21 protein-coding genes are annotated in these 25,536 nt (G+C 72.7%); 4 read left to right on the top strand and 17 right to left on the bottom strand.

Going from position 1 to position 25,536, the window contains the following annotated elements:
- Nucleotides 1-160: 160 nt before the first annotated feature.
- Nucleotides 161-1,570: a uracil-xanthine permease family protein gene (locus tag ACIGQF_RS04785; RefSeq protein WP_399705557.1), complete on the top strand. Its 1,410-nt coding sequence runs from the start codon at nucleotides 161-163 to the stop codon at nucleotides 1,568-1,570.
- 332 nt (nucleotides 1,571-1,902) lie between these two features.
- Here the strand turns inward: ACIGQF_RS04785 and ACIGQF_RS04790 are convergent, their stop codons facing one another.
- Nucleotides 1,903-2,595, bottom strand: a complete 693-nt coding sequence (locus tag ACIGQF_RS04790) for a DUF5995 family protein (protein WP_399705559.1) — start codon at nucleotides 2,593-2,595, stop codon at nucleotides 1,903-1,905.
- Nucleotides 2,596-2,801: 206 nt separating this feature from the next.
- Here ACIGQF_RS04790 and ACIGQF_RS04795 point away from each other — a divergent pair, with 206 nt between their 5' ends.
- Nucleotides 2,802-3,731, top strand: a complete 930-nt coding sequence (locus tag ACIGQF_RS04795; protein WP_399705562.1) for an LLM class F420-dependent oxidoreductase — start codon at nucleotides 2,802-2,804, stop codon at nucleotides 3,729-3,731.
- A 100-nt stretch (nucleotides 3,732-3,831) separates the two neighbouring features.
- Here ACIGQF_RS04795 and ACIGQF_RS04800 read toward each other — a convergent pair whose 3' ends face one another.
- From ACIGQF_RS04800 to ACIGQF_RS04820, 5 genes are all read right to left on the bottom strand, one after another.
- Complete coding sequence (locus ACIGQF_RS04800) at nucleotides 3,832-5,523, bottom strand: flavin monoamine oxidase family protein (RefSeq protein ID WP_399705564.1); 1,692 nt, start codon at nucleotides 5,521-5,523, stop codon at nucleotides 3,832-3,834.
- A 116-nt stretch (nucleotides 5,524-5,639) separates the two neighbouring features.
- Entirely contained in the window at nucleotides 5,640-6,437 is a 798-nt protein-coding gene (locus ACIGQF_RS04805) for a carbon-nitrogen hydrolase family protein (protein WP_399705567.1), read from the bottom strand.
- 207 nt (nucleotides 6,438-6,644) lie between these two features.
- A complete protein-coding gene (locus tag ACIGQF_RS04810; protein ID WP_399705569.1) occupies nucleotides 6,645-7,100 on the bottom strand; it encodes an Lrp/AsnC family transcriptional regulator in 456 nt (151 codons plus the stop codon).
- Between the two features lie 10 nt (nucleotides 7,101-7,110).
- Nucleotides 7,111-8,592, bottom strand: a complete 1,482-nt coding sequence (locus ACIGQF_RS04815) for an amino acid permease (protein ID WP_399705572.1) — start codon at nucleotides 8,590-8,592, stop codon at nucleotides 7,111-7,113.
- Between the two features lie 403 nt (nucleotides 8,593-8,995).
- Nucleotides 8,996-10,432 carry a GuaB1 family IMP dehydrogenase-related protein gene (locus tag ACIGQF_RS04820; RefSeq protein WP_399705574.1) on the bottom strand — a complete coding sequence of 479 codons (1,437 nt, stop codon included), beginning with the start codon at nucleotides 10,430-10,432 and terminating at the stop codon, nucleotides 8,996-8,998.
- A gap of 286 nt (nucleotides 10,433-10,718) precedes the next feature.
- Between ACIGQF_RS04820 and ACIGQF_RS04825 the strand changes: the two genes are divergently transcribed.
- A complete protein-coding gene (locus ACIGQF_RS04825; protein WP_399705577.1) occupies nucleotides 10,719-11,708 on the top strand; it encodes a hypothetical protein in 990 nt (329 codons plus the stop codon).
- 216 nt (nucleotides 11,709-11,924) lie between these two features.
- Here ACIGQF_RS04825 and ACIGQF_RS04830 read toward each other — a convergent pair whose 3' ends face one another.
- The 9 genes from ACIGQF_RS04830 to fmt all read right to left on the bottom strand — a co-directional run bounded on the left by ACIGQF_RS04830 (nucleotide 11,925) and on the right by fmt (nucleotide 20,962).
- Nucleotides 11,925-12,440: a barstar family protein gene (locus ACIGQF_RS04830; protein WP_399705578.1), complete on the bottom strand. Its 516-nt coding sequence runs from the start codon at nucleotides 12,438-12,440 to the stop codon at nucleotides 11,925-11,927.
- A 92-nt stretch (nucleotides 12,441-12,532) separates the two neighbouring features.
- Nucleotides 12,533-13,519: a sugar-binding domain-containing protein gene (locus ACIGQF_RS04835; protein ID WP_361562519.1), complete on the bottom strand. Its 987-nt coding sequence runs from the start codon at nucleotides 13,517-13,519 to the stop codon at nucleotides 12,533-12,535.
- A gap of 207 nt (nucleotides 13,520-13,726) precedes the next feature.
- On the bottom strand, nucleotides 13,727-14,410 hold the full coding sequence (gene rpe, locus ACIGQF_RS04840; RefSeq protein WP_399705582.1) for a ribulose-phosphate 3-epimerase: 684 nt from the start codon (nucleotides 14,408-14,410) through the stop codon (nucleotides 13,727-13,729).
- Between the two features lie 42 nt (nucleotides 14,411-14,452).
- Nucleotides 14,453-15,664 (bottom strand): M20 family metallopeptidase, encoded by a 1,212-nt coding sequence (locus tag ACIGQF_RS04845; protein WP_399705585.1) that lies wholly within the window; start codon nucleotides 15,662-15,664, stop codon nucleotides 14,453-14,455.
- Complete coding sequence (locus tag ACIGQF_RS04850) at nucleotides 15,664-17,094, bottom strand: MFS transporter (RefSeq protein ID WP_399705587.1); 1,431 nt, start codon at nucleotides 17,092-17,094, stop codon at nucleotides 15,664-15,666. Before ACIGQF_RS04850 ends, ACIGQF_RS04845 begins: the two co-directional genes overlap by 1 nt.
- An 87-nt stretch (nucleotides 17,095-17,181) precedes the next feature.
- Complete coding sequence (locus ACIGQF_RS04855; protein ID WP_399705589.1) at nucleotides 17,182-17,835, bottom strand: TetR/AcrR family transcriptional regulator; 654 nt, start codon at nucleotides 17,833-17,835, stop codon at nucleotides 17,182-17,184.
- 190 nt (nucleotides 17,836-18,025) lie between these two features.
- Nucleotides 18,026-19,456, bottom strand: coding sequence for an RsmB/NOP family class I SAM-dependent RNA methyltransferase (locus ACIGQF_RS04860; protein WP_399705592.1), 1,431 nt, complete (start codon nucleotides 19,454-19,456; stop codon nucleotides 18,026-18,028).
- A 43-nt stretch (nucleotides 19,457-19,499) separates the two neighbouring features.
- Nucleotides 19,500-19,940 carry a nuclear transport factor 2 family protein gene (locus tag ACIGQF_RS04865; RefSeq protein WP_399705595.1) on the bottom strand — a complete coding sequence of 147 codons (441 nt, stop codon included), beginning with the start codon at nucleotides 19,938-19,940 and terminating at the stop codon, nucleotides 19,500-19,502.
- Nucleotides 19,941-20,029: 89 nt separating this feature from the next.
- Nucleotides 20,030-20,962, bottom strand: coding sequence for a methionyl-tRNA formyltransferase (fmt, locus tag ACIGQF_RS04870; protein WP_399705598.1), 933 nt, complete (start codon nucleotides 20,960-20,962; stop codon nucleotides 20,030-20,032).
- A 225-nt stretch (nucleotides 20,963-21,187) separates the two neighbouring features.
- Between fmt and ACIGQF_RS04875 the strand changes: the two genes are divergently transcribed.
- Nucleotides 21,188-21,712 carry a hypothetical protein gene (locus tag ACIGQF_RS04875; protein ID WP_399705600.1) on the top strand — a complete coding sequence of 175 codons (525 nt, stop codon included), beginning with the start codon at nucleotides 21,188-21,190 and terminating at the stop codon, nucleotides 21,710-21,712.
- 285 nt (nucleotides 21,713-21,997) lie between these two features.
- Here the strand turns inward: ACIGQF_RS04875 and ACIGQF_RS04880 are convergent, their stop codons facing one another.
- A complete protein-coding gene (locus ACIGQF_RS04880; protein WP_399705602.1) occupies nucleotides 21,998-24,142 on the bottom strand; it encodes a primosomal protein N' in 2,145 nt (714 codons plus the stop codon).
- A gap of 133 nt (nucleotides 24,143-24,275) precedes the next feature.
- Nucleotides 24,276-25,484 (bottom strand): methionine adenosyltransferase, encoded by a 1,209-nt coding sequence (gene metK / locus ACIGQF_RS04885; protein WP_399705605.1) that lies wholly within the window; start codon nucleotides 25,482-25,484, stop codon nucleotides 24,276-24,278.
- Between the last annotated feature and the right edge of the window lie 52 nt (nucleotides 25,485-25,536).

The raw sequence follows: 25,536 nt of genomic DNA on the forward strand, positions 1-25,536 counted from the left end.
GCTTAGACTGCTTCAGCCCCGGGCCGAGTGACCGATTCCATCCGCGGCCAATCCGGACCGTAACCGGAGGAAGCGGACCCGGCCCGCACTAACATTGGCCGGTCACCGCCGGTCGGTGGCCTCACGACGACTTGACGAGAAGACGAGAACGGGAGCTTCCATGGGCCTCGGCGTGCGCTGGACCCTCCACGGAGACGGGCGCACACCCGCGCCGGGAGCCGTGGTCAGACCCGACGAGCGGCTGTCCTGGCCGCGTACCGCCGGCCTCGGCGCGCAGCACGTGGTGGCCATGTTCGGCGCCTCGTTCGTCGCTCCGGTCCTCATGGGCCTGGACCCGAACCTCGCCATCATGATGTCCGGCGTCGCGACGATGATCTTCCTGCTGGCGACCCGCGGCCGGGTGCCCTCCTACCTCGGGTGCAGCCTCTCCTTCGTGGGCGTCGCCGCCGTCATCCGGGCCCAGGGCGGTACGAGCGCCACCGTGACCGGCGCGGTCCTCGTGGTCGGCGCGGTGCTCTTCCTCATCGGGCTGGCCGTGCAGCGGTTCGGCGCGCGGATCATCCACGCGGCGATGCCGCCCGTCGTCACGGGCGCGGTCGTCATGCTCATCGGCTTCAACCTCGCCCCCGTGACCGCGAGCACGTACTGGCCGCAGGACCAGTGGGTGGCGCTGCTGACCATGCTCTTCACCGGGCTGGCCGTGGTCTGCCTGCGCGGCTTCTGGTCGCGCATCGCGATCTTCCTCGGGCTGATCTTCGGGTATCTCGTCTCCTGGCTCTTCGACCTGGTCTTCGGGATGATCCACTCCCAGAACGGTGCCGGGAAGGTCACCGACCACTGGCGGCTGGACTTCTCCGCCGTCGGCAAGGCCGACTGGGTGGGCCTGCCGTCCTTCCACGGACCGAGCTTCCAGTGGTCCGCGATCCTGGTCGCGCTGCCGGTCGTCATCGCGCTGGTCGCCGAGAACGCCGGACACGTCAAGGCGGTCGGCGAGATGACCGGCGACCCGCTGGACGACAAGCTCGGCACCGCGATCTCCGCCGACGGCGCCGCGTCCGTGCTCTCCACCGCGCTCGGCGGCCCGCCCAACACCACGTACTCCGAGAACATCGGCGTCATGGCGGCCACCCGCGTCTACTCCACCGCCGCCTACTGGGCCGCCGCCTGCTTCGCCCTCCTCTTCGGGCTCTGCCCGAAGTTCGGCGCGGTCGTCGCCGCGATCCCGGGCGGGGTGCTCGGCGGCATCACGGTCATCCTGTACGGCATGATCGGCCTGCTCGGCGCGCAGATCTGGGTCCACAACAAGGTCGACCTGCGCAACCCGCTCAACCTCGTCCCCGTCGCCGCGGGCATCATCATCGGCGTGGGCGGCGTCAGCCTGAAGATCTCCGACAACTTCGAGCTGAGCGGCATCGCCCTCGGCACGATCGTCGTCCTCTCCGGTTACCACGTCCTCCGCGCCCTGGCCCCGGCGCACCTCAAGACGCAGCAGCCGCTGCTGGACGAGGGGACGTCGGCTTACGACGAGGAGCGGACCGAAGACAGCGGCACGGCCAAGGGCACGGACTAGGGACGGCGCGCCCGGAATCGCCTCTGGGGGGCGGCGTCTGAGTGGCCCTTTGTGGGACGGTGTCTCGGTGGTTCCTTGCGGGGCGGCGCCTCAGTGGTTCCTTGCGGGGCGTCTCGCGCGTAGCGGGGCGGCGCGCATAGAGGCGCAGCTCTCGGAGGCCCCCACCAGGGGGTTGCCCAAGCGGGCAGTCGGCGAAGCACGCCGGCCCGGCGGAGCGCGTCCGCCGGGCGACGGCCCCTGCGTGGCGACAGCGGTGCAGCGGTGACAGCGGTGCGGCGCCACCGCGGCGGCGTCACCCGCAGCGGCGTCACCCCCGCGGCGGCGCCCCGGCATCATCCCCGCAACGGCGTCAGCAGCAGCTGGCCCACCAGGCCGACGCCCGCGTCGAGTCGCTGGGTGAATTCCTCCGCCACCTCCGGCAGGCCGCGCATGCTCCACAGCGCGCGGGCCGCTGTCCACGCGCCGTCCCGGGCCGCCTCCAGGCTCCACGAACCGGCCAGGTGGGTCAGCGGGTCGGCGATGTCCAGCAGGTCGGGCCCCGGCATCAGCCGCTCCCGCACCCGTTCCTCCAGGCCGATGAGCACCCGCCCCGCCCGGTCGAAGTCGGCCTCCAGCGCGGCTGGTTCGCACCCCAGCGCCCGGCAGGTGTCCACCAGGGCGAGCGCCAGGTCGTGCCCGATGTGCGCGTTGATCCCGGCGAGCGCGAACTGGAGCGGCTCGACGCCGGGGTGGCGGCGCAGCTGGAACAGCGGGCGCCAGCACGCCGGCGGACGCAGCCCGGCCGTCACGGCGTCCACCGCGCTCAGGTACCGCAGCGCGAACCGTACGTCCAGCTCGGCGGCCGCGCCCGCGTCCCGGAAGCCGCCCGCCCCGATCTGCCGGCCGACCTCCTCGGTGACCTGCAGGTACACCCGGTTGAAGACCGCGACGCCGTCGCGCGGCGGCAGCGTCGCGTCCAGCGCGCGCATCCGCGCCACGATCCGCTCCACGCCCGCCGTCACGCCTGTCGGCTGCATCGTCGTCATGGCGATCAGCGTGGCAGGGGCGGGCGGGCTGCAGGGACGGCGCGGTGAGGCATGACCGGATCGGACTAAAGCCTTGGCCGGGGCCCCACCGATCGTGCACGCCGGTGCTGCGCGCCATCGCGCCCCCCGGCACCGGAACTCCCGCGCCGATGACGGACGTTGATCGCACATAACCCGTCGGCGAACCGGATCCGAAGGAGCACGGTATGACTGTCCGACTCGGACTGAGCCTTCCGCAGATGCGTCAGTACGACCTCGGCCGCGACGTGCCGGACGTGGCGCGTGCCGCGGAGCAGACCGGTTACGAGAGCCTCTGGGTCTTCGAGCGCGTGCTTTTCCCCGAGCCCGCGAGCCAGGGGCTGTACGGCATACCGGGCCTGCCCTGGCCCGATCAGTACCGCTCGGTGGCCGATCCGCTGGTGACGCTGACGCTGGCCGCCGCGGCCACGGAGCGGGCCCGGCTGGGCACGAGCGTGCTCATCGCCCCGTTGCACGTCCCCTTCCAGCTGGCCCGGAGCCTCGCCTCGCTGGACGCGGCGAGCGGCGGCCGGGTGATCGCCGGGCTCGGCACGGGCTGGTCCCTGGACGAGTACGCGGCGGCCGCGGTGGCCCCGTTCGAGCAGCGCGGCAAGGTGCTGGACGAGCTGCTGGACGTGTGCCGGGCGGTGTGGGGCCCGGACCCGGTGGCGTACGAGGGCGAGCTGACGACGATCGCGCCGTCGGAGGTCGGACCCAAGCCGGCCCGGCCGATCCCGGTGCTGCTGCCCGCCAACAGCCCCCGGGCGCTGCGCCGCCTGGTGGACCGCGCGGACGGCTGGATGCCGGTGGGCATGGGCGCGGAGAAGCTGGCCGAGCAATGGCGGCAGCTGCGGGAGCTGGCCGAGGAGCGCGGCCGTGAGGCCCCGTTCGAGAACGTCCTGCGGGTGAACACCCAGCACACGGCGAAGACGTACGAGGGCCAGGACCGCCTCCCGTTCCAGGGCAGCGTCGCGCAGATCGTCGAGGACCTGGCGGCCCATGCCGAGGTGGGCGTCGGGGAGATCCTGCTCGACCTCCAGGGCCGGGCCCGGGACGCGGAGGAGCTGAAGGACCTGGCGGCGGAGGTGTACGAAGCGGCGCGCGCGGCCGGGATATGACCGCAGGGGGAGCTGCGCGGCGGCAGCTCCCCCTGTCCCCTCCGCCCCCGGGCCCGGGGCTCCCCCACCGGTCGACGGTCGTTCAGGTGGTCGCCGGTGGTCAGTCCTCCGGCAGCTCGACCGGGGCGATCTCGTCGTACACATCGCCGGGGCCCGGGTTGGTGGCGTCCGTGGCGCCGCCGAGGTGGTGCATCACGCCCCACACGGCGTTCAGCGCGGTCTGCACGGCGCCCTCGGCCCAGCCGGCGGTCCAGGAGATGTCGTCACCGGCCAGGAAGATGCCGCGCTTGTCCTCGGGAAGGAGGTCCTGCATGAAGTGCGTGAACAGGCGGCGCTGGTAGCGGTAGTGGCCCGGGAGGTTGGCCTTGAACGCGCCCATGAAGTAGGGCTCGTTCTCCCAGGACACGGTCACGGGGTTGCCGATGATGTGCTTCCGGATGTCGACCTTCGGATAGATCTCCGAGAGCGACTTGAGCATGACCTCCATGCGCTCGTTGGCGTCCAGCGGCAGCCACTTCAGGCTGTCGTCGCACCAGGTGTAGGAGAGGCAGATGACGGCCGGCCGGTCGGGCCCGTTGTCGAGGAGGTACGTGCCGCGGGTCATCCGGTCCGTCAGCGTCATCGACATGACGTCGCGGCCCGTCTCCTCGTCCTTGTCCAGCCAGAACGGCCGGTCGACGGGCACGAACAGCTTGGAGGACTCCATGTAGTGAGTGCGCTCCATCGCCGTCCAGTGGTCGATGGGGAACAGTGCGTCGTCGCACTCGATCTTTGACAACAGCATCCAGGACTGCGCGGTGAAGACGGCCGCCCGGAAGGTGCGGATGTCACCGGAGGCGTCGGTGACGGTGATCCGGTTGCCGGCGGTGCGGTGCAGCCGGGTCACGGCGGGGCGGGGCGCGCCGTCGTGCAGGGAGGACAGCGAGGTGCCCTGCGCCCAGTGCACGATCTTCGCGGGCTCGCGCTCCCACAGGCGCAGCGGGAGCTGCTGGCTGCCGCCGACGATGCCGCGGTGGTGGTCGTCGGCCTCGGTGTAGACGACGCGGAGGATCTCCAGGATGGAGTTGGGGAAGTCGGTGTCCCAGCCGCCGGTGCCGAAGCCGACCTGGCCGAAGATCTCCCGGTGCCGGAAGGACTTGAAGGCGCTGGAGTCGCAGAGGAAGCCGTAGAAGGTCTGGTTGTCGAGCTTCTCGACGAGCTTGGCCCAGATCTCCCGGATGCGCGGCACGTCGCGCTCCCGGAGGGCCTGGTTCATGTCGGAGAAGTCGGCGCCCTCCTCCAGGCAGGTGTTCCAGGCCTCGGCCACCTGACGGTAGACGTCGGGCAGGTCGTCGACGGTCTCGGCGTAGTGCGACTCGCCCTTGAGGTCGACGACGGTGGAGGGGGTGTCGGGCGCGAGCGGGTTCGGGAACGGCTGCGTCTCCAGCCCGACCAGGTCGATGTAGTGCTGCAACGCCGTGGAGGACGGCGGGAAGCGCATGGCGCCCATTTCGGCGGTGAGCGAGGAGTCGCAGCCCTCGAAGCCGACCGTGCGCAGCCGGCCGCCGATCCGGTCCGCCTCGTAGACGACGGGCTTGAGGCCCATCTTCATCAGCTCGTAGGCGGTGACGATGCCGGAGAGGCCGCCGCCGATGACCGCGACCTCGGTGCCGTGCTCGGTCGCGGGTATCTGGCCCAGCCCCGCCGGGTTCGCGAGGAAGTCGTCGTAAGCGAAGGGGAAGTCCGGTCCGAACATGGTGATCGGCGGCTGAGCATCGGTGTGCTGGACGGCGGTGGGCACCGTGGACGTCATGAGGGCGGTACTCCTTGCAAAACCATGCGGAACGGGAGGAAGGGGGCAGGCGAGGGCCGGGCCGGGGCAGCCCGCGGCCGGACGGCCGGCGGGCGGGGCAGCCGGGCGGGCCGGGCTCAGCCCAGGGAGCCGTACAGCTCCGGGCGGCGGTCCTTCAGGTAGGTGTTGGCCTCGCGGGAGGCCGCGAGGAAGCCGGGGTCGACATCACCGAGGACGGTCTCCTCGCCGCGGCCGGCGCGGGCCCGTACGACCCCGTCGGGCCCGGCCAGCGTGGAGAGCCCGACGAACTCGAACTCGCCTTCCGGACCGGTGCGGTTGACGTAGGCGAGGTAGAGCTGACTCTCGAAGGCGCGTACCGGGATCAGCGACTCGGCGACGAACTGGTACGGGTGCATCTGGGCGGTGGGCACCACCAGGAAGTCGGTGCCGGCCAGCGCGTGGGCCCGGACGTTCTCCGGGAACTCCACGTCGTAGCAGATCATGAGGCCGATCCGGACGCCGGACAGCTCGGCCTGGACGACGGTGCGGTCGCCGGGGGTGAACATCTCCTGCTCGAAGCAGCCGAAGAGATGCGTCTTGCGGTAGTTCGCGAGCCGGGTGCCGTCCGGGCCGATCAGCTGGACGGAGTTGTACACCGTCCCGCCGTCGCGCTCCGGGTAGCCGTACGCCACGGCGATGCCGTGCTCGGCGGCGATCCGGGCGATCTCGTCGGCGCTCTCGCCGTCGGCGGGCTCGGCGAGCTCGCGCACGCCGGAGCCGATGGCGTAGCCGGTCAGGTACAGCTCGGGGCAGGCCAGGAGCCCGGCGCCGGCCGCGGCAGCGTCCTCGGCGGCCCGGTCCAGCGCCTTGAGGTTGTACGCCACATCGCCGGGCCGTCCCGAACTCTGGAGCAGGGCGGTGCGCAGCGCAGACATGGGACCCCTCGGATGGTGCGTACGGTGCGTACGGTGCGTACGGGCTTTCGGAAGACGTAAAGACGGTACGGTCCGCGGAGCAAGTGGTACAAGGCTGCACCATTGCGCTTCACGTACCGATTTGTTGCGCCTTCGGAGCCCGTTCCGGCGATTCGTTGCGCCCCGCCGCGTCCGGCCGTGACACCGGGCCCCCGCGGGACGGGAGCGTCAGACCGGGGAGCCGGAGGTGAAGCGCCGCAGGAGGGGCGAGAGCACCAGGACGGACTTGGTCCGCTCGACGAAGGGCTCGCCCGCGATCCGTTCGAGGACCCGCTCGAAGTGCCGCATGTCGGCGGCGAAGACCTGCACGAGGGCGTCCGCCTCACCGGTCACGGTGGAGGCGGACGCCACTTCGGGATAGCGCGCGAGGCCGCGGTGAATGGCCTCGGGCGAGGTGTTGCGACGGCAGTACAGCTCGACGAAGCCCTCGGTCTCCCAGCCGAGCACCGCCGGGTCCACCCGTACGGTGAACCCGGTGATCGCTCCGTCGGACCGCAGCCGGTCCACCCGGCGTTTGACGGCCGGCGCGGAGAGCCCGACCTCCTGACCGATGTCGGCGTAGGAGCGGCGGGCGTCCTCCGCGAGGGCGTGGACGATGCGTTCGTCGAGGTCGTTCAGTCGCACGAGGGGTTGTTCACTTCTGGTCGGTGGCCAATCGGGAGCGGCGCATGCCGTAAGCGAAGTAGAACACGAGACCGGCCACCATCCAGACTCCGAACACCACCCAGGTGACCACGTCGAGGCTGCCCATCATCCAGATGCACAGCACGAAGCCGATCGCGGGGAAGAGCGGCGACAGCGGCGTACGGAAGGACCGCGGCATGTCGGGGCGGGTCTTGCGGAGCACGATGACCGCGACGTTGACCAGCGCGAACGCGAAGAGCGTGCCGATGCTGGTGGCGTCCGCCAGCTGGCCCAGCGGCACGGCCGCGGCCAGGATGCCGCAGAACAGCGAGACGATCACGGTGTTGGCGCGGGGCGCACCGGTCTTCGGGTGGACCTTGGAGAAGACCTTGGGCACCAGGCCGTCGCGGGACATCGCGAAGAGGATGCGGGTCTGGCCGTAGAGCACGGTCAGCACGACGGACGCGATGGCGACGACGGCGCCGAAGGCGAGCAGCACGGCCCAGAAGCCCTGGCCGGTCACGTCCTTCATGATCCCGGCGAGCGCGGCCTCGGTGCCGGAGAACTTCTGCCACGGCAGCGCACCCACGGCGACGGCCGCGACGAGGCAGTACAGCGCGGTGACGATGACCAGCGAGAGCATGATGGCGCGGGGCAGGTCGCGCTGCGGGTTCTTGGCCTCCTCGCCGGCCGTGGAGGCGGCGTCGAAGCCGATGTAGGAGAAGAAGAGGGTGGCGCCCGCGGCGCTGACACCGGCCATGCCCAGCGGCATGAAGGGGGCGTAGTTCCCGGCCCGGATGCCCTGGAAGGCGACGCCGCAGAAGAGCAGCAGCGCGGCGATCTTCACGGCGACCATGATGGCGTTGGCCCGGGCGCTCTCCTTGGCGCCGCCCAGCAGGAAGACCATCGCGAGCAGCACGACGAGCAGGGCCGGCAGGTTGAAGATGCCGCCGTCACCGGGCGGTGCGGCGATCACCTCGGGGATGGTGAAGCCGAGCGTGCCGGACAGCAGCTCGTTGAGGTACTGCCCCCAGCCGACCGCGACCGCGGCCACCGAGACGCCGTACTCCAGGATCAGGCACCAGCCGCAGACCCAGGCGACCAGCTCGCCGAGCGTGGCGTACGCGTAGGAGTACGAGGAGCCGGAGACCGGGATGGTGCCGGCCAGCTCGGCGTAGGAGAGCGCCGAGAAGAGCGCGGTGATGCCCGCGATCACGAAGGAGATGATGACGGCGGGACCCGCGTCCGGGACCGCCTCGCCCAGCACCACGAAGATGCCGGTGCCGAGCGTGGCACCGATGCTGATCATCGTCAGCTGCCACATGCCCAGGGAGCGGCGGAGGGTGCCGCCCTCCCCGTGGCCGGCATCGGCCACCAGGTTCTCGACGGGCTTGCGCCGCATCAGGGTGCCGAGCGGCCCGGGGCGGGACGGAGGCTGCTGCGGCTGGGGGTCGCTGCCCTCGGAGTGAGGGGCTGCGCCGTGGTCCAACACTGGGGTGGCTCCTTTTTCGCTGCCGACCAGGCGGCGGTGACCGCGGCGGCCCGCACGCGGGCAGCACGAAGCAACCCGCACGGGAACCGCCGAGCGGACGGTCCCCGCCACTCCACGTAACTAACTTGCCTGACCTTAAGGCCCGCGCGTGACCTGCCGTAATGCGGGTTCTTTGCGCATTCGCGCATGATCCTTGCGCACCGCGCCCCACAGCGGCCATTTGTTGCGCGGCAGCGGCGTGTTGAGGCCGTGGAATCGAAGGAAGACGCCTGCGGCCGTACGGGCGTGCGGGCTCGGAAGAGAGCGATCTCACTCGGTGACGGCCCCGCGTGGACGCGAACGGGCCCGGCCCCGCGCGGGGTGCGCGCGGGACCGGGCCCGTGAGAGGCGTCGAGTGCGCCCGTTACCAGCTGTTGTGCAGCGGCTTGCCCTCGGCGTAGCCGGCGGCGCTCTGCACCCCGACGACGGCCTTCTCGGCGAACTCCGCGAGGTTCGAGGCGCCCGCGTAGGTGCAGGACGAGCGCACGCCCGCGATGATCGAGTCGATCACGTCCTCGACGCCGGGCCGGGCCGGGTCGATGAACATCCGGGAGGTGGAGATGCCCTCCTCGAAGAGGCCCTTGCGGGCCCGGTCGTACGCCGACTCCTCGCTGGTGCGGTTGCGCACCGCGCGGGCCGAGGCCATGCCGAAGCTCTCCTTGTAGAGCCGGCCGTCGGCGGTCTGCTGGAGGTCGCCGGGCGACTCGTACGTACCGGCGAACCACGAGCCGACCATGACGTTGGACGCGCCGGCGGCGAGCGCCATGGCGACGTCGCGCGGGTGCCGGACGCCGCCGTCCGCCCAGACGTGCTTGCCGTACTTCTTCGCCTCGGCGGCGCACTCCAGGACGGCGGAGAACTGCGGGCGGCCCACGCCGGTCATCATGCGGGTGGTGCACATCGCGCCCGGCCCGACACCGACCTTGATGATGTCGGCGCCGGCCTCGATGAGGTCGCGTACGCCGTCGGCGGCGACGATGTTGCCCGCCACGATCGGGACCTGCGGGTCCAGCGCCCGGACGGCCCGGACCGCACTGATCATGGACTCCTGGTGGCCGTGCGCGGTGTCCACCACGAGGGTGTCCACGCCCGCGGCCAGCAGCGCCTTGGCCTTGCCCGCCACGTCGCCGTTGATGCCGACGGCCGCGGCGATGCGCAGCTTGCCGTCGGCGTCGGTGGCCGGGGTGTAGAGGGTCGCGCGCAGCGCGCCCTTGCGGGTGAGGATGCCGACCAGCTGGCCGTCCTTGCCGACCGCGGGGGCGAGCTTGCGGTTGGCGGCGTCGAGCTGGTTGAACGCGTCACGGGGGTCGATGTCGGCGTCCAGGACCAGCGGGTCCTTGGACATGACCTCGGCGACCTGGGTGAAGCGGTCCACGCCGGCCAGGTCGTGCTCGGTGACGATGCCGACGGGGCGGCCGCCCTCGACGACGATGCCCGCGCCGTGCGCTCGCTTGGGCAGCAGGGACAGCGCGTCGGCGACGGTCGCGATCGGCGAGAGCACGATCGGGGTGTCGAAGACCAGGTGCCGCCGCTTGACCCAGCTGACGACGTCGGTGACGACGTCGATCGGGATGTCCTGCGGGATGACGACGAGGCCGCCGCGGCGCGCCACCGTCTCGGCCATCCGGCGGCCGGCGATCGCGGTCATGTTCGCCACGACCAGCGGGATGGTGGTGCCCGTGCCGTCGGGCGAGGAGAGGTCCACGCCCTGCCGGGAGCCGACCGCGGAGCGGTTCGGCACCATGAACACATCGTCGTACGTCAGGTCGTACGGCGGCTTCGAATCGTTCAGAAATCGCATGCTAACTCTCTCACCTGCGGTTGTGCTTCGGTAGCGGGCGGGGAGTCAGCACCGGTCCGGTGGCGGGTACGGCTGTGCCGGCAGCGGATCAGGCATCAAGCTCCTAGTCCATCATCGCCGATCGGGCACCGGATTGACGAGCCTCGGCCGCCGTTCGGTCAGGTTCTGTGTCATCACCCGACCGGCGTTCACGCCGACTGTGGTTTCACCCGAAATTGTGCGGGTGAAGGTAAACCCTGTGCATACGAGCTGCTCGCGGAGCGGTGGGCTCCCGTACCGTGCCGTGATGATCAGAAAAACACTCCTCGCGTCGGGCATCGCCGGCGTGTCCCTCGCGACCGTTGCGGCCACCGTCGCCTTCGCCGACGGCACGGAGCGGCCGGCCGCCGCGAAGTCCGGGTGGCAGAAGGTCGGCGAAGGGATGACCGGCGGCGTCAGCGGGCTGGCCGTCGCCGGCTCCGAGCACGGCCGCATCGACACGGTCGTGGCGCGGGACAACAAGGAGGCGGGCCAGGTCCGGCTCTCGGCCGTACGGCTGGAGCACGGCCACGCGCCCGTCGTACGGGACCTGAAGTGGGCCGGGAGCGAGGTGCCCAAGGACCTGGAGTCGCTGGACACGGTGCCCGGCCGGCCGGGCGAGTACACCACGCTGAGCAGCGGCGACGGCGGCAAGTTCCGCCCGACGGTCTACGGCCTGAAGGTGAGCGGCGGCACGGCGACGGTCCGCTGGTCTGCCCCGCTGCCGGGCACCGGCCACTACAAGGGCGACGACACGCAGAACTACGAGGCGTTCGCCGTCCACCGCGACCGGGCCACCGGGAAGGACGTCGCCGTCTGGGCGACTCGGGGCAGCAACGGCACCGCTTCGCAGGTGCGGGCGGCCGTCCTGAACCCGTCCGCCTCCGCCGCGAAGAACGTGTTCTCGCACGTCACCGACCCGGTCGCGTTCCGCGCGCCGTGGCCCGCGCAGGACGAGGTGCGGCACATCAGCGACATGAAGATCACGGCGGACGGGACCGTGGTGCTGTCCGCGGCCCAGGACCCGAACAAGAACTCCGGCCCCTTCAGCTCCGCGGTCTACGAAGCGGGCCGGCTGACGGCCGACAAGGGCCGCCCCGAGCTGAAGCTCACCAAGCCCGAGGAGGTCCGCCGGTACACGACGGCGGACAACCGCAAGATCGAGGCGGTCGCCCTGCTGCCCGGCGACCGGGCGCTGTGGGGCACGGACGACGAGGACTTCGGCGGCTCGGTGCTGCTGGACCACGTCGAGGACTGACCCGTTCCGGCCGACCGCCCCGTTGAGGCGGCCGGCCCGTTCCGGACGCCGGGCCCGCGGCCCAACGCGTCCGAAACGCGGCCTCGGCAGAATCCCCGCCATGAAGATCGAACAAGTGGCCTGGGAGGACCCGGACGCGGCCGTGCTGCGGGCCCGGCAGCGTACCGTCGTCGTGGTGCTTCGAGCGGGCGCTGTAGCGCGGTCCGCTACGGCTGCTCAGCGGCGGGCCGTCGCCGGGCCGCCCGCGTCGCGGGTCAGCAGCACGGCCAGTCCGGTGTCCGTGTCCCGCCAGCGGGCCACGGCGTCCGCGAGGACCGACTCCGCCACCCGCCACTCCTCCGGCTCGGCGGCGGCGTACCCCTGCCAGGCCCGTACGGCCAGCAGCCGGCCGCCGTGCTCGGCGGGCCACCAGGACAGGTCTCCGAGGCAGTCGGCGAGCGCGTCCCAGTTGGCTCCGAACCAGGACGGCAGGCGCAGCGCCGCCGCGGCGCGCGTCATGAACTCCGCCTTGTCGGTGACGCCTTCGAGGTCGAGCACCGTGCCCTGCCAGCCCGCGGCCAGCGCGGCGTCCAGCGCTTCCTGCACGGGCCGGCCGGCGGGCCAGGACAGCACGCCCGGCAGCGTCCGTCCGTCGAGTACGGCGGACAGCGACCTGGGCACGCCGTCCTTCTCGGTGCGGGCGCCGTCGCGCGGGCCGGCACCCTGGCCGGGGACTCCGGGGGTATCGGGCATGCCGTGATGCTGTCACAGCCCCGGCCGCGGCGCCGGGCGAACGGCCCCCGTACGGGCTCACGCCGTACGGGGTCCGGGCACTCCGGAGGAGGTCAGGAACCGTCCGGGTCCGCGCGGTCCAGGGCCGGGCGCGGCCCCGGGTCGGACTCCAGCAGGAGGTGGTCGGCGGCGGCGGTGTCCGTGACCAGGCTCGTGACCAGGCCGGACTTCAGGACCGCGCCGATGGCGTGGGCCTTGCGGTGGCCGCCGGCGATCGCGACCACCTCGGGGATGCGGCGCAGCCGGTCGGCCTCGACCGTGATGCAGCGCTCCCCCAGGTCGCGGCCGATGCGCCGGCCCTCGGCGTCGAAGAGGTGCGCCGACATCTCCGCTGCGGCGCCGAGCGAGGCGTAGTGCTCGCGCTCGCTCTCCGAGAGCATGTCGTACACCGTCGAAATGCCGGGCGCCCAGGAGCCGATGGAGACGCAGGCGACGGTGACCTTGTCGAAGTAATCGAAAGCCCGCGCGATACCCGTCTGGCCCCGCAGCGCCGCCGCTGTGGCCGAATCCGGCAGCAGCATCGGCGCGTAAATGGGGTGCGCCTCGCCACCGGAGACATCGGCGGCACGGCGTACCGCCTCCACCGAGCCGCGGTCGGCGGTGCCCGCGTCGTACACACCGGTCAGCTGGACGACCGTGCACGGCGGCAGCCGGTGCAGCGCCGAGGCCATGTGGATCGTCGCCCGGCCCCAGGCGAGGCCGAGCACGTCGCCCTCGGTGACCAGCTCGCCGAGCAGGTCGGCGGCGACCTCACCGAGGTTCTCCGGGTCGGGCGCGTCGTCGGAGTCGGCGGCCGACTCCACGACCACGGCATGCCGCAGGCCGTACCGGGCGCGCAGCGCGTCCGAGCGCTCGGCGTCCAGCTCGGCGGGGACCCGGATCTCGATCCGTACCAGGTCACGCTCCAGTGCCGTCTCCAGCACCCGCGCGACCTTGAAGCGGCTGACGCCGAACTCCTCGGCGATCTGGATCTTGGATTTGCCCTCGAGATAGAACCGGCGGGCCATGGCCGCAGCCTGCACCAGCTCGGCGGGGCCCATCCCGGAATGTGGGCGGCTGGCAACCACGAAAATCTCCCCTACTGCGCACCTGATCGACTCTGCGCTCATCCTTCCAGAAACCCGAGGTCGGCGTGGACCGTGACCGCTCGGTCCGCGATGAACGCTGCGTGGCCGCGAGGTCAACCCCCGTCGCCCCGCGGCGCCGCCCCGGGTGGGCCGTGCCGTGCGCGCGGCCCGGGCCGCGCGTCAGTGCGCGCAGCCCCAGCCGGCCGCCGCGGTGGCGGCGTCGGCCTTGTCCCGCAGGTCACGGACGGCCTTCGCCGGATCGTCGGCGCCGTACACGGCCGAACCCGCGACGAAGACGTCGGCACCGGCCTCGGCGCAACGCTCGATCGTCTTCGCGGACACCCCGCCGTCCACCTGGAGCCACATCTCCAGGCCGTGCTTGGCGATCAGCGCGCGAGTGCGGCGGATCTTCGGAAGCATGATGTCGAGGAACGCCTGCCCGCCGAAGCCCGGTTCAACCGTCATGATCAGCAGCATGTCGAGTTCGGGGAGCAGATCCTCGTACTGCTCGACGGGCGTGGCGGGCTTCAGGGCCATCGAAGCGCGCGCGCCCTTGGCCCGGATCTCCCGCGCGAGGCGGACCGGCGCGGCCGCGGCCTCGGCGTGGAAGGTGACCGAGCCGGCCCCCGCCTCGACGTACTGCGGGGCCCAGCGGTCCGGCTCCTCGATCATCAGGTGGCAGTCGAGGGGGGTGTCGGTCGCCTTCCGCAGCGACTCCACGACGGGGACGCCGAGCGTCAGATTGGGCACGAAGTGGTTGTCCATGACGTCGACATGGAGCCAGTCCGCGCCCTCGACGGCCTTCGCCTCCTCGGCGAGCCGGGCGAAGTCGGCGGACAGAATGCTGGGGTTGATCAAGGCCATGCCACCTAGTATGTCGTGACCGCGGCGACAACCATAAGCGGGTCAAGGACGCGGACCGCCGCCGTCCCGCGCGACTCGCTCCCGGTCGGCCGCGCGTCGGCCCACCTCGGCCAGCAGCCGCTCCCGGTGCCCGGCGTCGGCGGCCAGCGCGACACCCGTCCAGGCCATGGCCACGGCACCGTCCAGCACCGCGCGGTCCGCGCCCGCCGAGGTGCCGGCGGCGGCGAACTCCTCCGTGTGCTGCCGGGCTCCGCCGGTGTCGTAGCCGATCATCGGGTGGATCGTGGGCAGCAGGTGCGAGACGTTGCCCATGTCGGTGGAGCCGGTGCGCTGCGGCGCGCGGCCGACGGTACGCCCCAGGGCCTCGGCGGCCCCCGCGTACAGCTCGGCGACGGTGGCGTCCTGCCGCAGGTCGGCGAAGTCGTGCCCGTGCGGCTCCACGCGCAGTTCGGTGCCGGTGGCCAGCGCACCCGCCTCGAAACAGGCGCGTACCCGCTCCTGGAGCGCGCGCAGCCGCTCCAGCGTGGGCGACCGCGCCTCGTACCGTGCGGCGGTCCTGGCGGGTATGACGTTGGCGGCCTGCCCGCCGTCGGTGACGATGCCGTGCACGACGCTCTCCGGGGGCAGCTGCTGGCGGAGCAGGCCGAGCGCGGTCTGGGCGACGGTGAGCGCGTCCAGCGCGTTGCGGCCGTCCCAGGGCGCCGCCGAGGCGTGTGCGGCGCGGCCGGTGTACGTGAGGTTCCAGGAGCTGATGGCGAGCGAGCCGTTGCCGACGGTGTCGGCGTCGTTGGCGTGCACCATCATCGCGACGGCCACCTCGTCGAAGAGCCCGTGCTCGATCATGTCGACCTTGCCGCCGCCGTCCTCCTCGGCCGGGGTGCCGAGCAGCTTGACGGTGATGCCCAGGTCGTCGGCGACGGCGCCGAGCGCGAGGGCCGCACCGAGCGCCGCGGTGCCGTTGACGTTGTGCCCGCAGGCGTGCCCGATGCCCGGCAGCGCGTCGTACTCGGCGCACACCCCGATCACCAGATCGCCGCTGCCGCGCACCCCGGTGAAGGCGGTGGGCAGCCCCGCGACGCCGCGTTCGACGGTGAAACCCGCCCGTTCGGCGAGCCCGGCCAGCGCCGCGGCCGACCGGTGCTCCTCGTAGGAGAGTTCGGGGTCGGCGTGCAGCTGGTGGCTGAGGCCGAGCAGCTCCTCGCGCCAGGACTCGGCGGCGTCGCGTGCGGTGCGGTGGTGGGTGGTGAGCTTCATCAGTGCGCTCCTTCGGGTGAGGTGGCGTACGGGGCGGGAGCCGGGGCGCGGCGCAGCCCGAGGACGGCGAGCGCGGCGGCGACCCCGGCGGCGGCGCACAGCGCCCAGCCGGTGGTGTAGCCGCCGACGGCGACCCGGCCCGCGGGGCCGGTGTGCGCCGCGAGCGCCGCGCCGAGCACGGCGGAACCGACGGCCGCGCCGAGCGACAGCACCAGTTCGTTGACGCCGGCCGCGGTGGCGGTCTCCTCGGGGGCGACCGCCTCGACGGTCAGCGTGCGGGTGACGGACTCGAAGAGGCCCAGCGCGACGCCGATGAACAGCGACGCGACCAGGTAGTGGGCGAGCGCGGTGTGCCGGAGGACGAGCAGCCCGAAGCCGACGGCCGCGGTGACGCCGGCCGCCGCCACGGTGACCCGCTCCCCCAGCCGCCGCAGCAGTACCGGGCTGAGCGCCGAGGCGGCCACGCTGGCCAGCGTCATCGGGAGCAGCGCCCAGCCGATGGCGGTGGCGTTCAGGCCGATGCCGTAGCCCACGGCGTCCGGCGCGGCAGCGAGGAAGGTGGCGTTGAAGGCGATCGACCCGATGGTCACCGCCGCGACGCAGAAGGTCACCACGCTGAGCACGGCCACCCGCGGATTGCGGAACATCCGTACGTCCACGAGCGGCTGCGCCACGCGCAGCTCCAGCACCCACCAGCCGGCCAGCGCGGCCACGCCCACCAGCCCGCAGCCGACGGTCGCGGCCGACGCCCAGCCCCAGGTGGCGCCCTGCGCCAGCGCGAGCACCACGCCGACCAGGCCGACGGTGAGCAGCACGCAGCCGGGTACGTCGAACCGCCGGGCCGCGGGCGCCGTCGCCCCGCCGTCCGGCAGCAGCCACCCGGCGGCCAGCCCCAGGACGCCCGCGCCGACGCCGATCCACAGGCCGAGCCGGGCGTCGCGCGCGCCGACCGCACCGGCGACGATGCCCGCGCAGCCGACGGCCAGGAGCAGCGCGCCCACCAGGACGCCGATGCCGCGCCGGGAGGCCGCCTCGCCCTGCTGGTGGCGGAGGATGCCGATCATCAGCGGCATGAATCCCACGACGCCACCCTGGAGGGCCGCGCCGAGCGTCAGGAAGGGCAGCGCGGGCCACAGCGCCATGACGAGCGAGCCGAGCACGACCATGGGGATCGAGGCGCGGAGGAGCCGCCGGTGGCCGAAGCCGTCGCCGAGCCGGGAGAGGACCGGGGTGAGCACGGCGCAGCTCGCCATCTGCACCACGATGATCCAGTTCTGCTGGGCGGTGCCGAAGCCGGCCTGCGCGCCCAGTCCCGGGAGGATCGGCGGCAGGTACTGCTGCGTGGCACCGCTCGCGACCTCGACGAGGGCCATCGAGGCGAGCATGGCGCGGGGGCCGAGTGGGCGTGCGGGTCTGACTGTTCTGTTCATGACAGAGACCTCGGTTCGGGGAACAGCGGTACGCGCTTCAGGGCAGGCCGGAGCGACGCCCGGAGGCGTACCGAAAGGGGGGAGGATTCAGGAATCGGCGCCGGGCCGCGGCAGCCGCGGCACGGACCCGGAGAGCGCAAGATCGACCATGGCGTCGGCCTGGGAGGCGAGCAGCGCATCGGCCCGTACCTCGGTACGGAACATCACCGTTCCCGACCACATGTCGATCAGCAGGTCCACGTCGATGTCCGCGGGCAGATCACCACGGGCCACGCCACGCTGGACAGCGGCCCGCGCGTACTGCCGCCGCGGCCCCAGCACCTCGGTACGGAAGCGCTCCAGCACGGCCGGGTCGCCGATGGTCGCCCACAGGGACGACAGCAGCCTGCCCCGGCTCTCGCCCACGTCCTGGACGATCTGCGCGAAGAGCATCCGCATCTCGCTGCGGGTGTCCCCGAGGTCGGGGATGTGGTCGACCGCGGCGTTCCGGATCAGCAGCTCGCCGACGAGCGCGGACTTGTTGGCCCAGCGGTGGTAGACCGTCTTACGGGTGACGCCGGCCCGGGTGGCGACCTTCTCGATCGTCAGCTCCAGATACCCCAGCTCCACGAGCAGCTCGGCCGCGGCGTCCAGGACCCTGCCGTCCAGCTCGGGGTCCTTGGGACGGCCGCCGCGGGCCACGGGGCGGTCGGCCCCGCCGGGCGTGCCGGCATCGGTCTTCGGGGTACGACGCGAGCTCATGGTGGCACTCCGCAGCGGCAAAGGGAGAGGGAGCGGCGGCCAGGGCGCGCCGGCAGGGCAACAACGTATGACCGCCCACGCCCCTGGTCAAGACTTCAACGGGAACACTCTGTTCCCTAATTCCGAAGCGACCTTCCCACTCAGGCCTTCCGCATCCCCCACTTCGGGAACAGAGCGTTCCCCAACTCCCTCAGGCCGTACGGCGCAGCAGCGCCAGATACATCGCGTCCGTGCCGTGCAGATGCGGCCAGAGCTGGACGTCGGGCCCGTCGCCGAGCGCGGGGACACCGGGCATCAGCGGCCGGGCGTCCACCGGCTCGGCGGCCACCCCGCCGCGCTCCTTCAGCACGTCGTCCACCACCGCGCGGGTCTCCGCCAGATGCGGCGAACAGGTCGCGTACCCGACGACCCCGCCGACCCGTACGGCCTTCAGCGCCTGCCGCAGCAGCTCGCGCTGGAGCGGCGCGAAGCCGTCCAGGTCCTCGGGTCGGCGGCGCCAGCGCGCCTCGGGCCGGCGGCGCAGCGCCCCCAGCCCCGTGCACGGCACGTCCACCAGCACCCGGTCGAAGGAGCCGGGCCGCCACACCGGACGCGTACCGTCCGCGGCGATCACCTCGTACGGCCCCGGATTGCCCGCCAGCGCCCGCCCGACCAGCCGGGCGCGGTGCGGCTGCTTCTCCGCGGCCAGCAGCGCGGCCCCCCGCTCCGCCGCCAGCGCCCCCAACAGCGCCGCCTTGCCCCCGGGCCCCGCACAGGCATCCAGCCACCGCGCGTCGGCACCGTCCACAGGAGCGTTCGCGAGCGCGACGGCGACCAGCTGACTGCCTTCGTCCTGCACCCCCGCACGGCCCTCCCGTACGGCATCCAGCGCACCCGGCTCGCCACCTTCGCTGAGCCGGACCGCGTACGGCGACCATCGCCCCGGCAGCCCGTTCTCCTCGCCGACCGCGTCGAGCAGCTCTTCGGCCGTGGCCCGGCCGGGCCGCGCGACCAGCGTCACCTCGGGCCGCTCGTTGTCCGCCTCCAGCAGATCCTCGATGCCGGCCCGGCCGCCGCCCAGCGAGTCCCACAGCGCGGAGACGACCCACCGCGGATGCGAGTGCACCACGCCCAGATGATCCTCCGGGTCGTCGTCGTAAGGAGGCGCGACCCGCTCCAGCCACCCGTCCAGGTCCTCCGCGGCGATCTTCCGCAGCACCGCGTTGACGAACTTCGCGCGCCCGTCCCCCAGCACCACCCGTGCCAGCTCCACGCTCGCGCTGACCGCGGCGTGCGTGGGGATGCGCGTACCGAGCAGCTGGTGCGCGCCCAGGCTCAGTACGTCCAGCACCGGCGGGTCGACCTCGCGCAGCGGCCGGTCCACGCACGCCGCGATGATCGCGTCGTACGTGCCCTGCCGGCGCAGCGTCCCGTAGACCAGCTCGGTGGCCAGCGCCGCGTCGCGCGCGTCGAAGTCGCCCCCCTCGCGCGCCTTCCGCAGCAACGGCGGCAGTACGAGGTTCGCGTACGCGTCCCGCTCGTCGACCGCGCGCAGGGCCTCGAACGCGAGGATGCGTACGGGGTCCTTCTTCGGCCTCCGATAGGGCTTGCTGCCGGGACGACGACGAGGCTGGTCGCTCACGAGTAAGGTGCTCCGCTGCTGACGAGGATGAATCCCACCCAGCCTACCGTCGCAGCCGATCGCCCCAGCCGCCCTGGATCATGGTCTGGAACGCCCACCCCCCGTCCCGCCTGACCAGCACGTCCGCGTACCGCACCGACTGCGACCGCCCGTCCACGGTGAACACCGCGTCCGTGAACACCACGACGATCCCCGCACTCAGAAAATGCGGCGTACGCGTCGACTCGAACGTCACATCTCCGTCGCCCCCCATCACTTCTGCCATGGTCCGCACGAACTCCCCGCGACTCCACTGCCCCGCTTGGCCGTTCCCGTCCGAGTCGTCACTGACGAGATTGAGCGGAAAGACGGCCATGTCCGCCATCCCCTCGACGTCCACCGCGGCACTCAACGCGTCGTACCGCGCAAACCACTCCTCAACCCCCTTCAGGTCTTCCCCCGAAGGCACATAACCCCCCGCCTCAGGCACGACGAACTCCCCCACAACCCCTCCTAATCAAATTTGACTACCACTCGCCCACCAAATACCCGCCCATCCCCACTAGTCAAACTTGAGCAAACGCAATCGGGGCGTCAGCCCCCGACCCGCTCGCCCTCCGAGATCCGCACGCCGCGGGCCCAGTCCGCCGCGGCCATCGGCTTCTTGCCCTGCGGCTGCACCCACTGCAACTGCACCGCGTGGCTGCCGGTGCCCACGAACACGGCCTTCTTCGTCGCCGCGATCTCGCCGGGCTCCAGATCGGTACGGTCGGGCAGCGGCGTCACCGCCATCACCTTCAGCCGCTCCTCCCGGAACAGCGTCCACGCGCCCGGCGCGGGGGCACAGCCCCGGACCACCCGGTCCACCCGCAGCGCGGGCGCCGACCAGTCGATCTTCGCGTCCTCGACCTCGATCTTCGGCGCCAGCGTGACCCCCTCGGCCGGCTGCGGCACCGCCTTCAGCGAGCCGTCCTCGATGCCGTCCATGGTCGCGGCGAGCAGCCCGGACCCGGCGAACGCCAGCCGCGTCAGCAGATCACCACTGGTGTCCGTGGCCCGCACCTCCTCGGTCAGCACCCCGTAGACGGGCCCCGAGTCCAGCCCCTCCTCGATCTGGAAGGTGGACGCACCGGTCACCTCGTCGCCCGCCAGCACCGCGTGCTGCACGGGCGCCGCGCCACGCCACGCGGGCAGCAGCGAGAAGTGCAGGTTCACCCACCCGTGGACCGGAATCTCCAGCGCGGCCTTCGGGAGCAGCGCGCCGTACGCGACGACCGGGCAGCAGTCCGGCGCGATCTCGCGCAGCCGGGCCAGGAAGTCCTCGTCCCGCGGCTTGGCGGGCTTGAGCACCTCGATACCGGCCTCCTCGGCACGCTGCGCGACCGGACTCGCGACGAGCCTGCGGCCGCGGCCGGCCGGCGCGTCCGGCCGGGTCACGACGGCCGCCACCTCGTGCCGGTCCGACGCGATCAGGGCGTCCAGGGCGGGAAGGGCGACCTCGGGGGTGCCGGCGAAGACGAGCTTCATGGGTGGCGTACTACCTCTCAGCGCTGCGGAAGGACACACCAGTCTATGGGTCGTCAGACACGGGGGCGTACGGGTTACCGCGCGCCCCAGCTGAGAGCTCGTACGCCCCCATACCGTGACCCCACCCGGCGCTGTCGCGTTGGTCAAACGACATTGACCAACCGGGCCGCCCAGCCGGTCCACGCATTCATTTTCCGCATCAACGCCGGTTCGAGAGGCTTGTTCATGGCCGACCACGCAACCCACGACGCCCAGGCACGCGCCAGTCTCCATCTACTGGTGCGGGACATCGAGCGGGTCCGCCGGCAGGTGGACGCACTGCGTACGCTGACCGCACAGCTCGGCAACGTCTACCGCCCGCGGCGCACCGGCCCGTCCACGGGCTTCGTCGTGTACGGGCGCGCCCCGGCACCCACGGTGCGCCTCGCCCAGGAGCTGCGGGACAGCGTCGAAACGCTCGTCACGGCCGCGGTCGACTTCGACCGCTCGCTCGGCTTCTCGTGGGACGCGGTGGGCTCGGCACTCGGCGTCACCAAGCAGGCGGTCCACCGCCGCTACGGCGCCCGCCGCCCCGCGCCTCAGCCCCCGGCCGACGCCCAGGACACCACCCCCCGCGCCACCGAAGCCACCCCCCGCCCGGTCTCCGTGGCCCCCGCCATGCCGCCCACGGCCGTCCCCGCGGCCCGTGCCATGCCGACCCACCCCACCCAGGACCGCCCCAACGCCTTCCCGGGCCCCCGCAACGGCTGACCGGGCCACGGACGCCTTCCCGTACGCACGCCGAAGCGCACGGGCGGCACCGGCCCACCCACGCCACGACGCACCGCAATCCACTCCCCCAACGGGAGGGGGTGGGCCGCAGCGGGTGGGGGTTCGGACGTAAAGCGAAGCAGTCCGAACCCCCACCCGCGGAGGCCCGCCACCGCACCCAGTACGACCCAGCCCGTCCGGCGCTTGAGGACAAACGTCACCGGGGTCACCCCGACGAAACCGCACCGTACGGGCACCCGGCACCGCACCGCGGAACCCCCACCGTCACCCAAGATCAAGCGGATCGACCCGCACCCGCACAGCGCCCCCCTCCCGCCGCACCATCCGCCCCGCCCAGGCCGTCTTCAAGGCGAAAACCATCGCCGCCCCCTCCCCCGGCGGCACCCGGACCAGCACCCGCTCCCACGTCTCGCCCACCGGCGGATCCCCCACCCGCCGCGGACGCCCCGCGGGCGGGTCCGCCACCGGAACCGGGCCCAGCACCTCCGCCGACGGCGGCAACGCCGCCCCCCGCACCAGGTCGGCGACATCCTCCGCCCGCCCCATGACCGAGGCCATCCGCGACACCGGCGGAAACCCGAGCTCCGCCCGCTCCGCGAGCTCCCGTACCGCGTGCCCCACCGGATCCCACCGCACCAGTGCCTGCACGGGCCGCAGCGTGGGCTCCCCGGTCACCACGACGGTCCCGCCCTCCTCCGCCCCGCGGACCAGCGCCCCCGCGCCCAGCCACCGCCGCAGCGCCTCCTCCCCGGCCCGCAGATCGGGCCGGTTCAGCAGGGCCCAGCCGTCCAGCAGCAGCGCGGCCGCGTAGCCCCCGGCCGCGACCGGCTCCGCGCCGGGCGTGGAGACGATGATCGCCGGCCGGTCGGGCACGCTGTCCAGCACGTGGTCCCGGCCGGACGTCCGCACCGGTACCCCGGGGAACGCCCGCCCCAGCTCCTCAGCTGTCCGCCGCGCCCCCACGACCTGGGCCCGCAGCCGCGCGTTCCCGCACTCGGCGCAGTGCCAGTCCGGCGCAGCGAGCCCGCACCAGCCGCAGCTCAGCGCGGTGTCCTGGTCCGCCGCCTCCAGCGGCCCCGCGCAGTGCCGGCAGCGCGCGGGCTCGCGGCACCGCGCGCAGGCCAGCCGGGGGACGTATCCCCGCCGCGGGACCTGGACCAGCACCGGGCCGCGGTCGAGCCCCGCGCGCGCCGTCTGCCAGGCGAGCGAGGGCAGCCGGGCGGCGCGCGCCGCCTCGTCGCGGGCGGTCTCCGTGTCACCGATCGTGCGGACCAGCGGCGCCGCGGCACGCACCTGCTCGCGCCCGGCCTCCAGGGACCGCGCCCAGCCGTTCTCCACGAGCTGCGCGGCCTCGACCGTGCGCCCCAGGTCGCCGATGAGGCACGCCGCCTTCTCGTGCACGGCGCGCAGCAGCAGCACGTCCCGGGCGTGCGGGTACGGCGCGTGGTCGTCGCTGTGGGCGGTGTGCCCGTCGTCCCAGAGCGCGACGAGCCCGAGATCCGCCACCGGCGCGTACATCGCGGCGCGCGTGCCCACGACGGCCCGCACGGCACCGCGGCGTATCGCCAGCCAGCGGCGGTACCGCTCCTCCGGCCCGGAGTCCGCCACCAGGAGGGTGTGCATCCCCCGGCCCACCAGCTCGGTCAGCGCGGCGTCCACCCGGGCCGCCGACCGCCCGTCGGGCAGCACGATCAGCGCGCCGCGCCCGGAGGCCAGCGTCGCCGCCGCCGCTGCGGCCAGCTCCCACGGCCAGTGCGGCCCCGGGAGCGCCGTCCACACGGCCCGGGGCGCCCCACCGCCCGCCAGCGCCTCGATGAACCCGGGCCCGTCGGGGTAGCGCTCCCAGCTGGCCAGCGCGGGTACCGGGGGCGGGGGCGGCGGCGCCTCGAAGCGCTTCGCCTCGGGCTTGGCGTGCCGCGGCGGGATGGCGAGCTGCAGTACGTCGGCGAGCGAACCGGCGTACCGGTCGGCCACCGCGCGGCACATCGCCAGCAGCTCCGGCGTCAGCACCGGCTCGGGCGAGACGACCTGGGCGAGGGCCGCCAGCGGGCCCTGGTAGTCGGACTCGGCGATGCGCTCGACGAGGTACCCGTCGAGGAGGCCGCCGCCCTCCCGCCGGCCCTCGCGCACCCTGCCCGTGCCCGCGCCGAACCGGACGCGGACCCGGACGCCGGGCTGCGCCTCCTCGTCCATGGCGGCGGGCACGGCGTAGTCCCAGAGCTTGTCGAGGTGGACCGGGCCCTTGTCCACCAGGACCCGCGCCACCGGCCGCTCCTTGGCCAGCTCGGCGCCGCGCCAGGTCCGCGGCCGGGCCTTCGGCGCCTTCTTCTTGGCCTCCCGGACGGTCTCCCTGATCAGGGCCAGCTGCTCTCCCTGCTCCCCGGCCCCCGCCCCGTTCTCGCTGCTCACACCCCCAGTCTTAGCAGACCCCACCGACAGTGGCCGCCGCCCGCGGGGCAACGGCGCCGGCCCGAAACGCCTCCGGGCCCGTACCGCAGGTGTGCGGTACGGGCCCGGAGGCAGAAAGCAGCGGAGGCGGTGCCTACAGGCCCGCCGCCTTGCGCAGGGCGTCGACGCGGTCCGTGCGCTCCCAGGTGAAGGCGTCCAGCTCACGGCCGAAGTGACCGTACGCGGCGGTCTCGGCATAGATCGGGCGGAGCAGGTTCAGGTCACGGATGATCGCGGCCGGGCGGAGGTCGAAGACCTCGCCGATGGCCTGCTCGATCTTCTCGACGTCGACGGTGGCGGTGCCGAAGGTCTCCACGAAGAGACCGACCGGCTCGGCCTTGCCGATCGCGTAGGCGACCTGGACCTCGCAGCGCTGGGCCAGGCCCGCGGCCACGACGTTCTTCGCGACGTACCGCATGGCGTACGCGGCGGAGCGGTCGACCTTGGACGGGTCCTTGCCGGAGAAGGCGCCGCCGCCGTGCCGGGACATGCCGCCGTAGGTGTCGATGATGATCTTGCGGCCGGTGAGGCCCGCGTCACCCATCGGGCCGCCGATCTCGAAGCGGCCGGTCGGGTTGACCAGGAGGCGGTAGCCCTCGGTGTCGAGCTTGATGCCGTCCTCGATCAGCTCGTTCAGCACGTGCTCGACGACGAACTCGCGGATGTCGGGAGCGAGCAGCGAGTCCAGGTCGATGTCCGAGGCGTGCTGCGAGGAGACGACCACGGTGTCCAGGCGGACCGCCTTGTGACCGTCGTACTCGATGGTGACCTGGGTCTTGCCGTCAGGACGGAGGTAGGGAATGGTGCCGTTCTTCCGCACCTCGGACAGCCGCTTGGACAGGCGGTGCGCGAGGTTGATCGGGAGCGGCATCAGCTCCGGGGTCTCGTCGCAGGCGTACCCGAACATCAGGCCCTGGTCGCCGGCGCCCTGCTTGTCCAGCTCGTCCTCGTCGCCCTCGACCCGCTTCTCGTAGGCGGTGTCGACACCCTGGGCGATGTCCGGGGACTGCGCGCCGATCGATACGGAGACACCGCAGGAAGCGCCGTCGAAGCCCTTCTTGGAGGAGTCGTAACCGATCTCCAGGATCTTGTTCCGCACGAGGGTGGGGATGTCGGCGTAGGCCTTCGTGGTCACCTCGCCGGCGACGTGCACCAGGCCGGTGGTGATCAGCGTCTCGACGGCGACCCGGGAGGAGGGGTCCTCCTTGAGGAGCGCGTCGAGGATGGTGTCGCTGATCTGGTCAGCGATCTTGTCGGGGTGGCCCTCGGTGACGGACTCCGAGGTGAAGAGGCGGCGGGACACATCGCTCCCTGGGGTTGCAGCGGCTGCTGTCTGATCATTGACGGACCGGCCG

Origin of the sequence: Streptomyces sp. NPDC053560 (genome assembly GCF_044544605.1) — a bacterium.
Taxonomy (GTDB): Bacteria; Actinomycetota; Actinomycetes; order Streptomycetales; family Streptomycetaceae; genus Streptomyces.

Coding starts and splice junctions, on each gene's coding strand:
- ACIGQF_RS04805 (WP_399705567.1), bottom strand. CDS start 6,437: ATGTCTGCGCTGCGCACCGCCCTGCTCCAGAGTTCGGGACGGCCCGGC.
- ACIGQF_RS04835 (WP_361562519.1), bottom strand. CDS start 13,519: ATGGGCCCCGCCGAGCTGGTGCAGGCTGCGGCCATGGCCCGCCGGTTC.
- ACIGQF_RS04800 (WP_399705564.1), bottom strand. CDS start 5,523: ATGACGTCCACGGTGCCCACCGCCGTCCAGCACACCGATGCTCAGCCG.
- rpe (WP_399705582.1), bottom strand. CDS start 14,410: ATGGCCTTGATCAACCCCAGCATTCTGTCCGCCGACTTCGCCCGGCTC.
- ACIGQF_RS04830 (WP_399705578.1), bottom strand. CDS start 12,440: ATGCCCGATACCCCCGGAGTCCCCGGCCAGGGTGCCGGCCCGCGCGAC.
- ACIGQF_RS04875 (WP_399705600.1), top strand. CDS start 21,188: ATGGCCGACCACGCAACCCACGACGCCCAGGCACGCGCCAGTCTCCAT.
- ACIGQF_RS04825 (WP_399705577.1), top strand. CDS start 10,719: ATGATCAGAAAAACACTCCTCGCGTCGGGCATCGCCGGCGTGTCCCTC.
- ACIGQF_RS04845 (WP_399705585.1), bottom strand. CDS start 15,664: ATGAAGCTCACCACCCACCACCGCACCGCACGCGACGCCGCCGAGTCC.
- ACIGQF_RS04790 (WP_399705559.1), bottom strand. CDS start 2,595: ATGACGACGATGCAGCCGACAGGCGTGACGGCGGGCGTGGAGCGGATC.
- ACIGQF_RS04795 (WP_399705562.1), top strand. CDS start 2,802: ATGACTGTCCGACTCGGACTGAGCCTTCCGCAGATGCGTCAGTACGAC.
- ACIGQF_RS04855 (WP_399705589.1), bottom strand. CDS start 17,835: ATGAGCTCGCGTCGTACCCCGAAGACCGATGCCGGCACGCCCGGCGGG.
- ACIGQF_RS04850 (WP_399705587.1), bottom strand. CDS start 17,094: ATGAACAGAACAGTCAGACCCGCACGCCCACTCGGCCCCCGCGCCATG.
- ACIGQF_RS04820 (WP_399705574.1), bottom strand. CDS start 10,432: ATGCGATTTCTGAACGATTCGAAGCCGCCGTACGACCTGACGTACGAC.
- fmt (WP_399705598.1), bottom strand. CDS start 20,962: ATGAAGCTCGTCTTCGCCGGCACCCCCGAGGTCGCCCTTCCCGCCCTG.
- ACIGQF_RS04785 (WP_399705557.1), top strand. CDS start 161: ATGGGCCTCGGCGTGCGCTGGACCCTCCACGGAGACGGGCGCACACCC.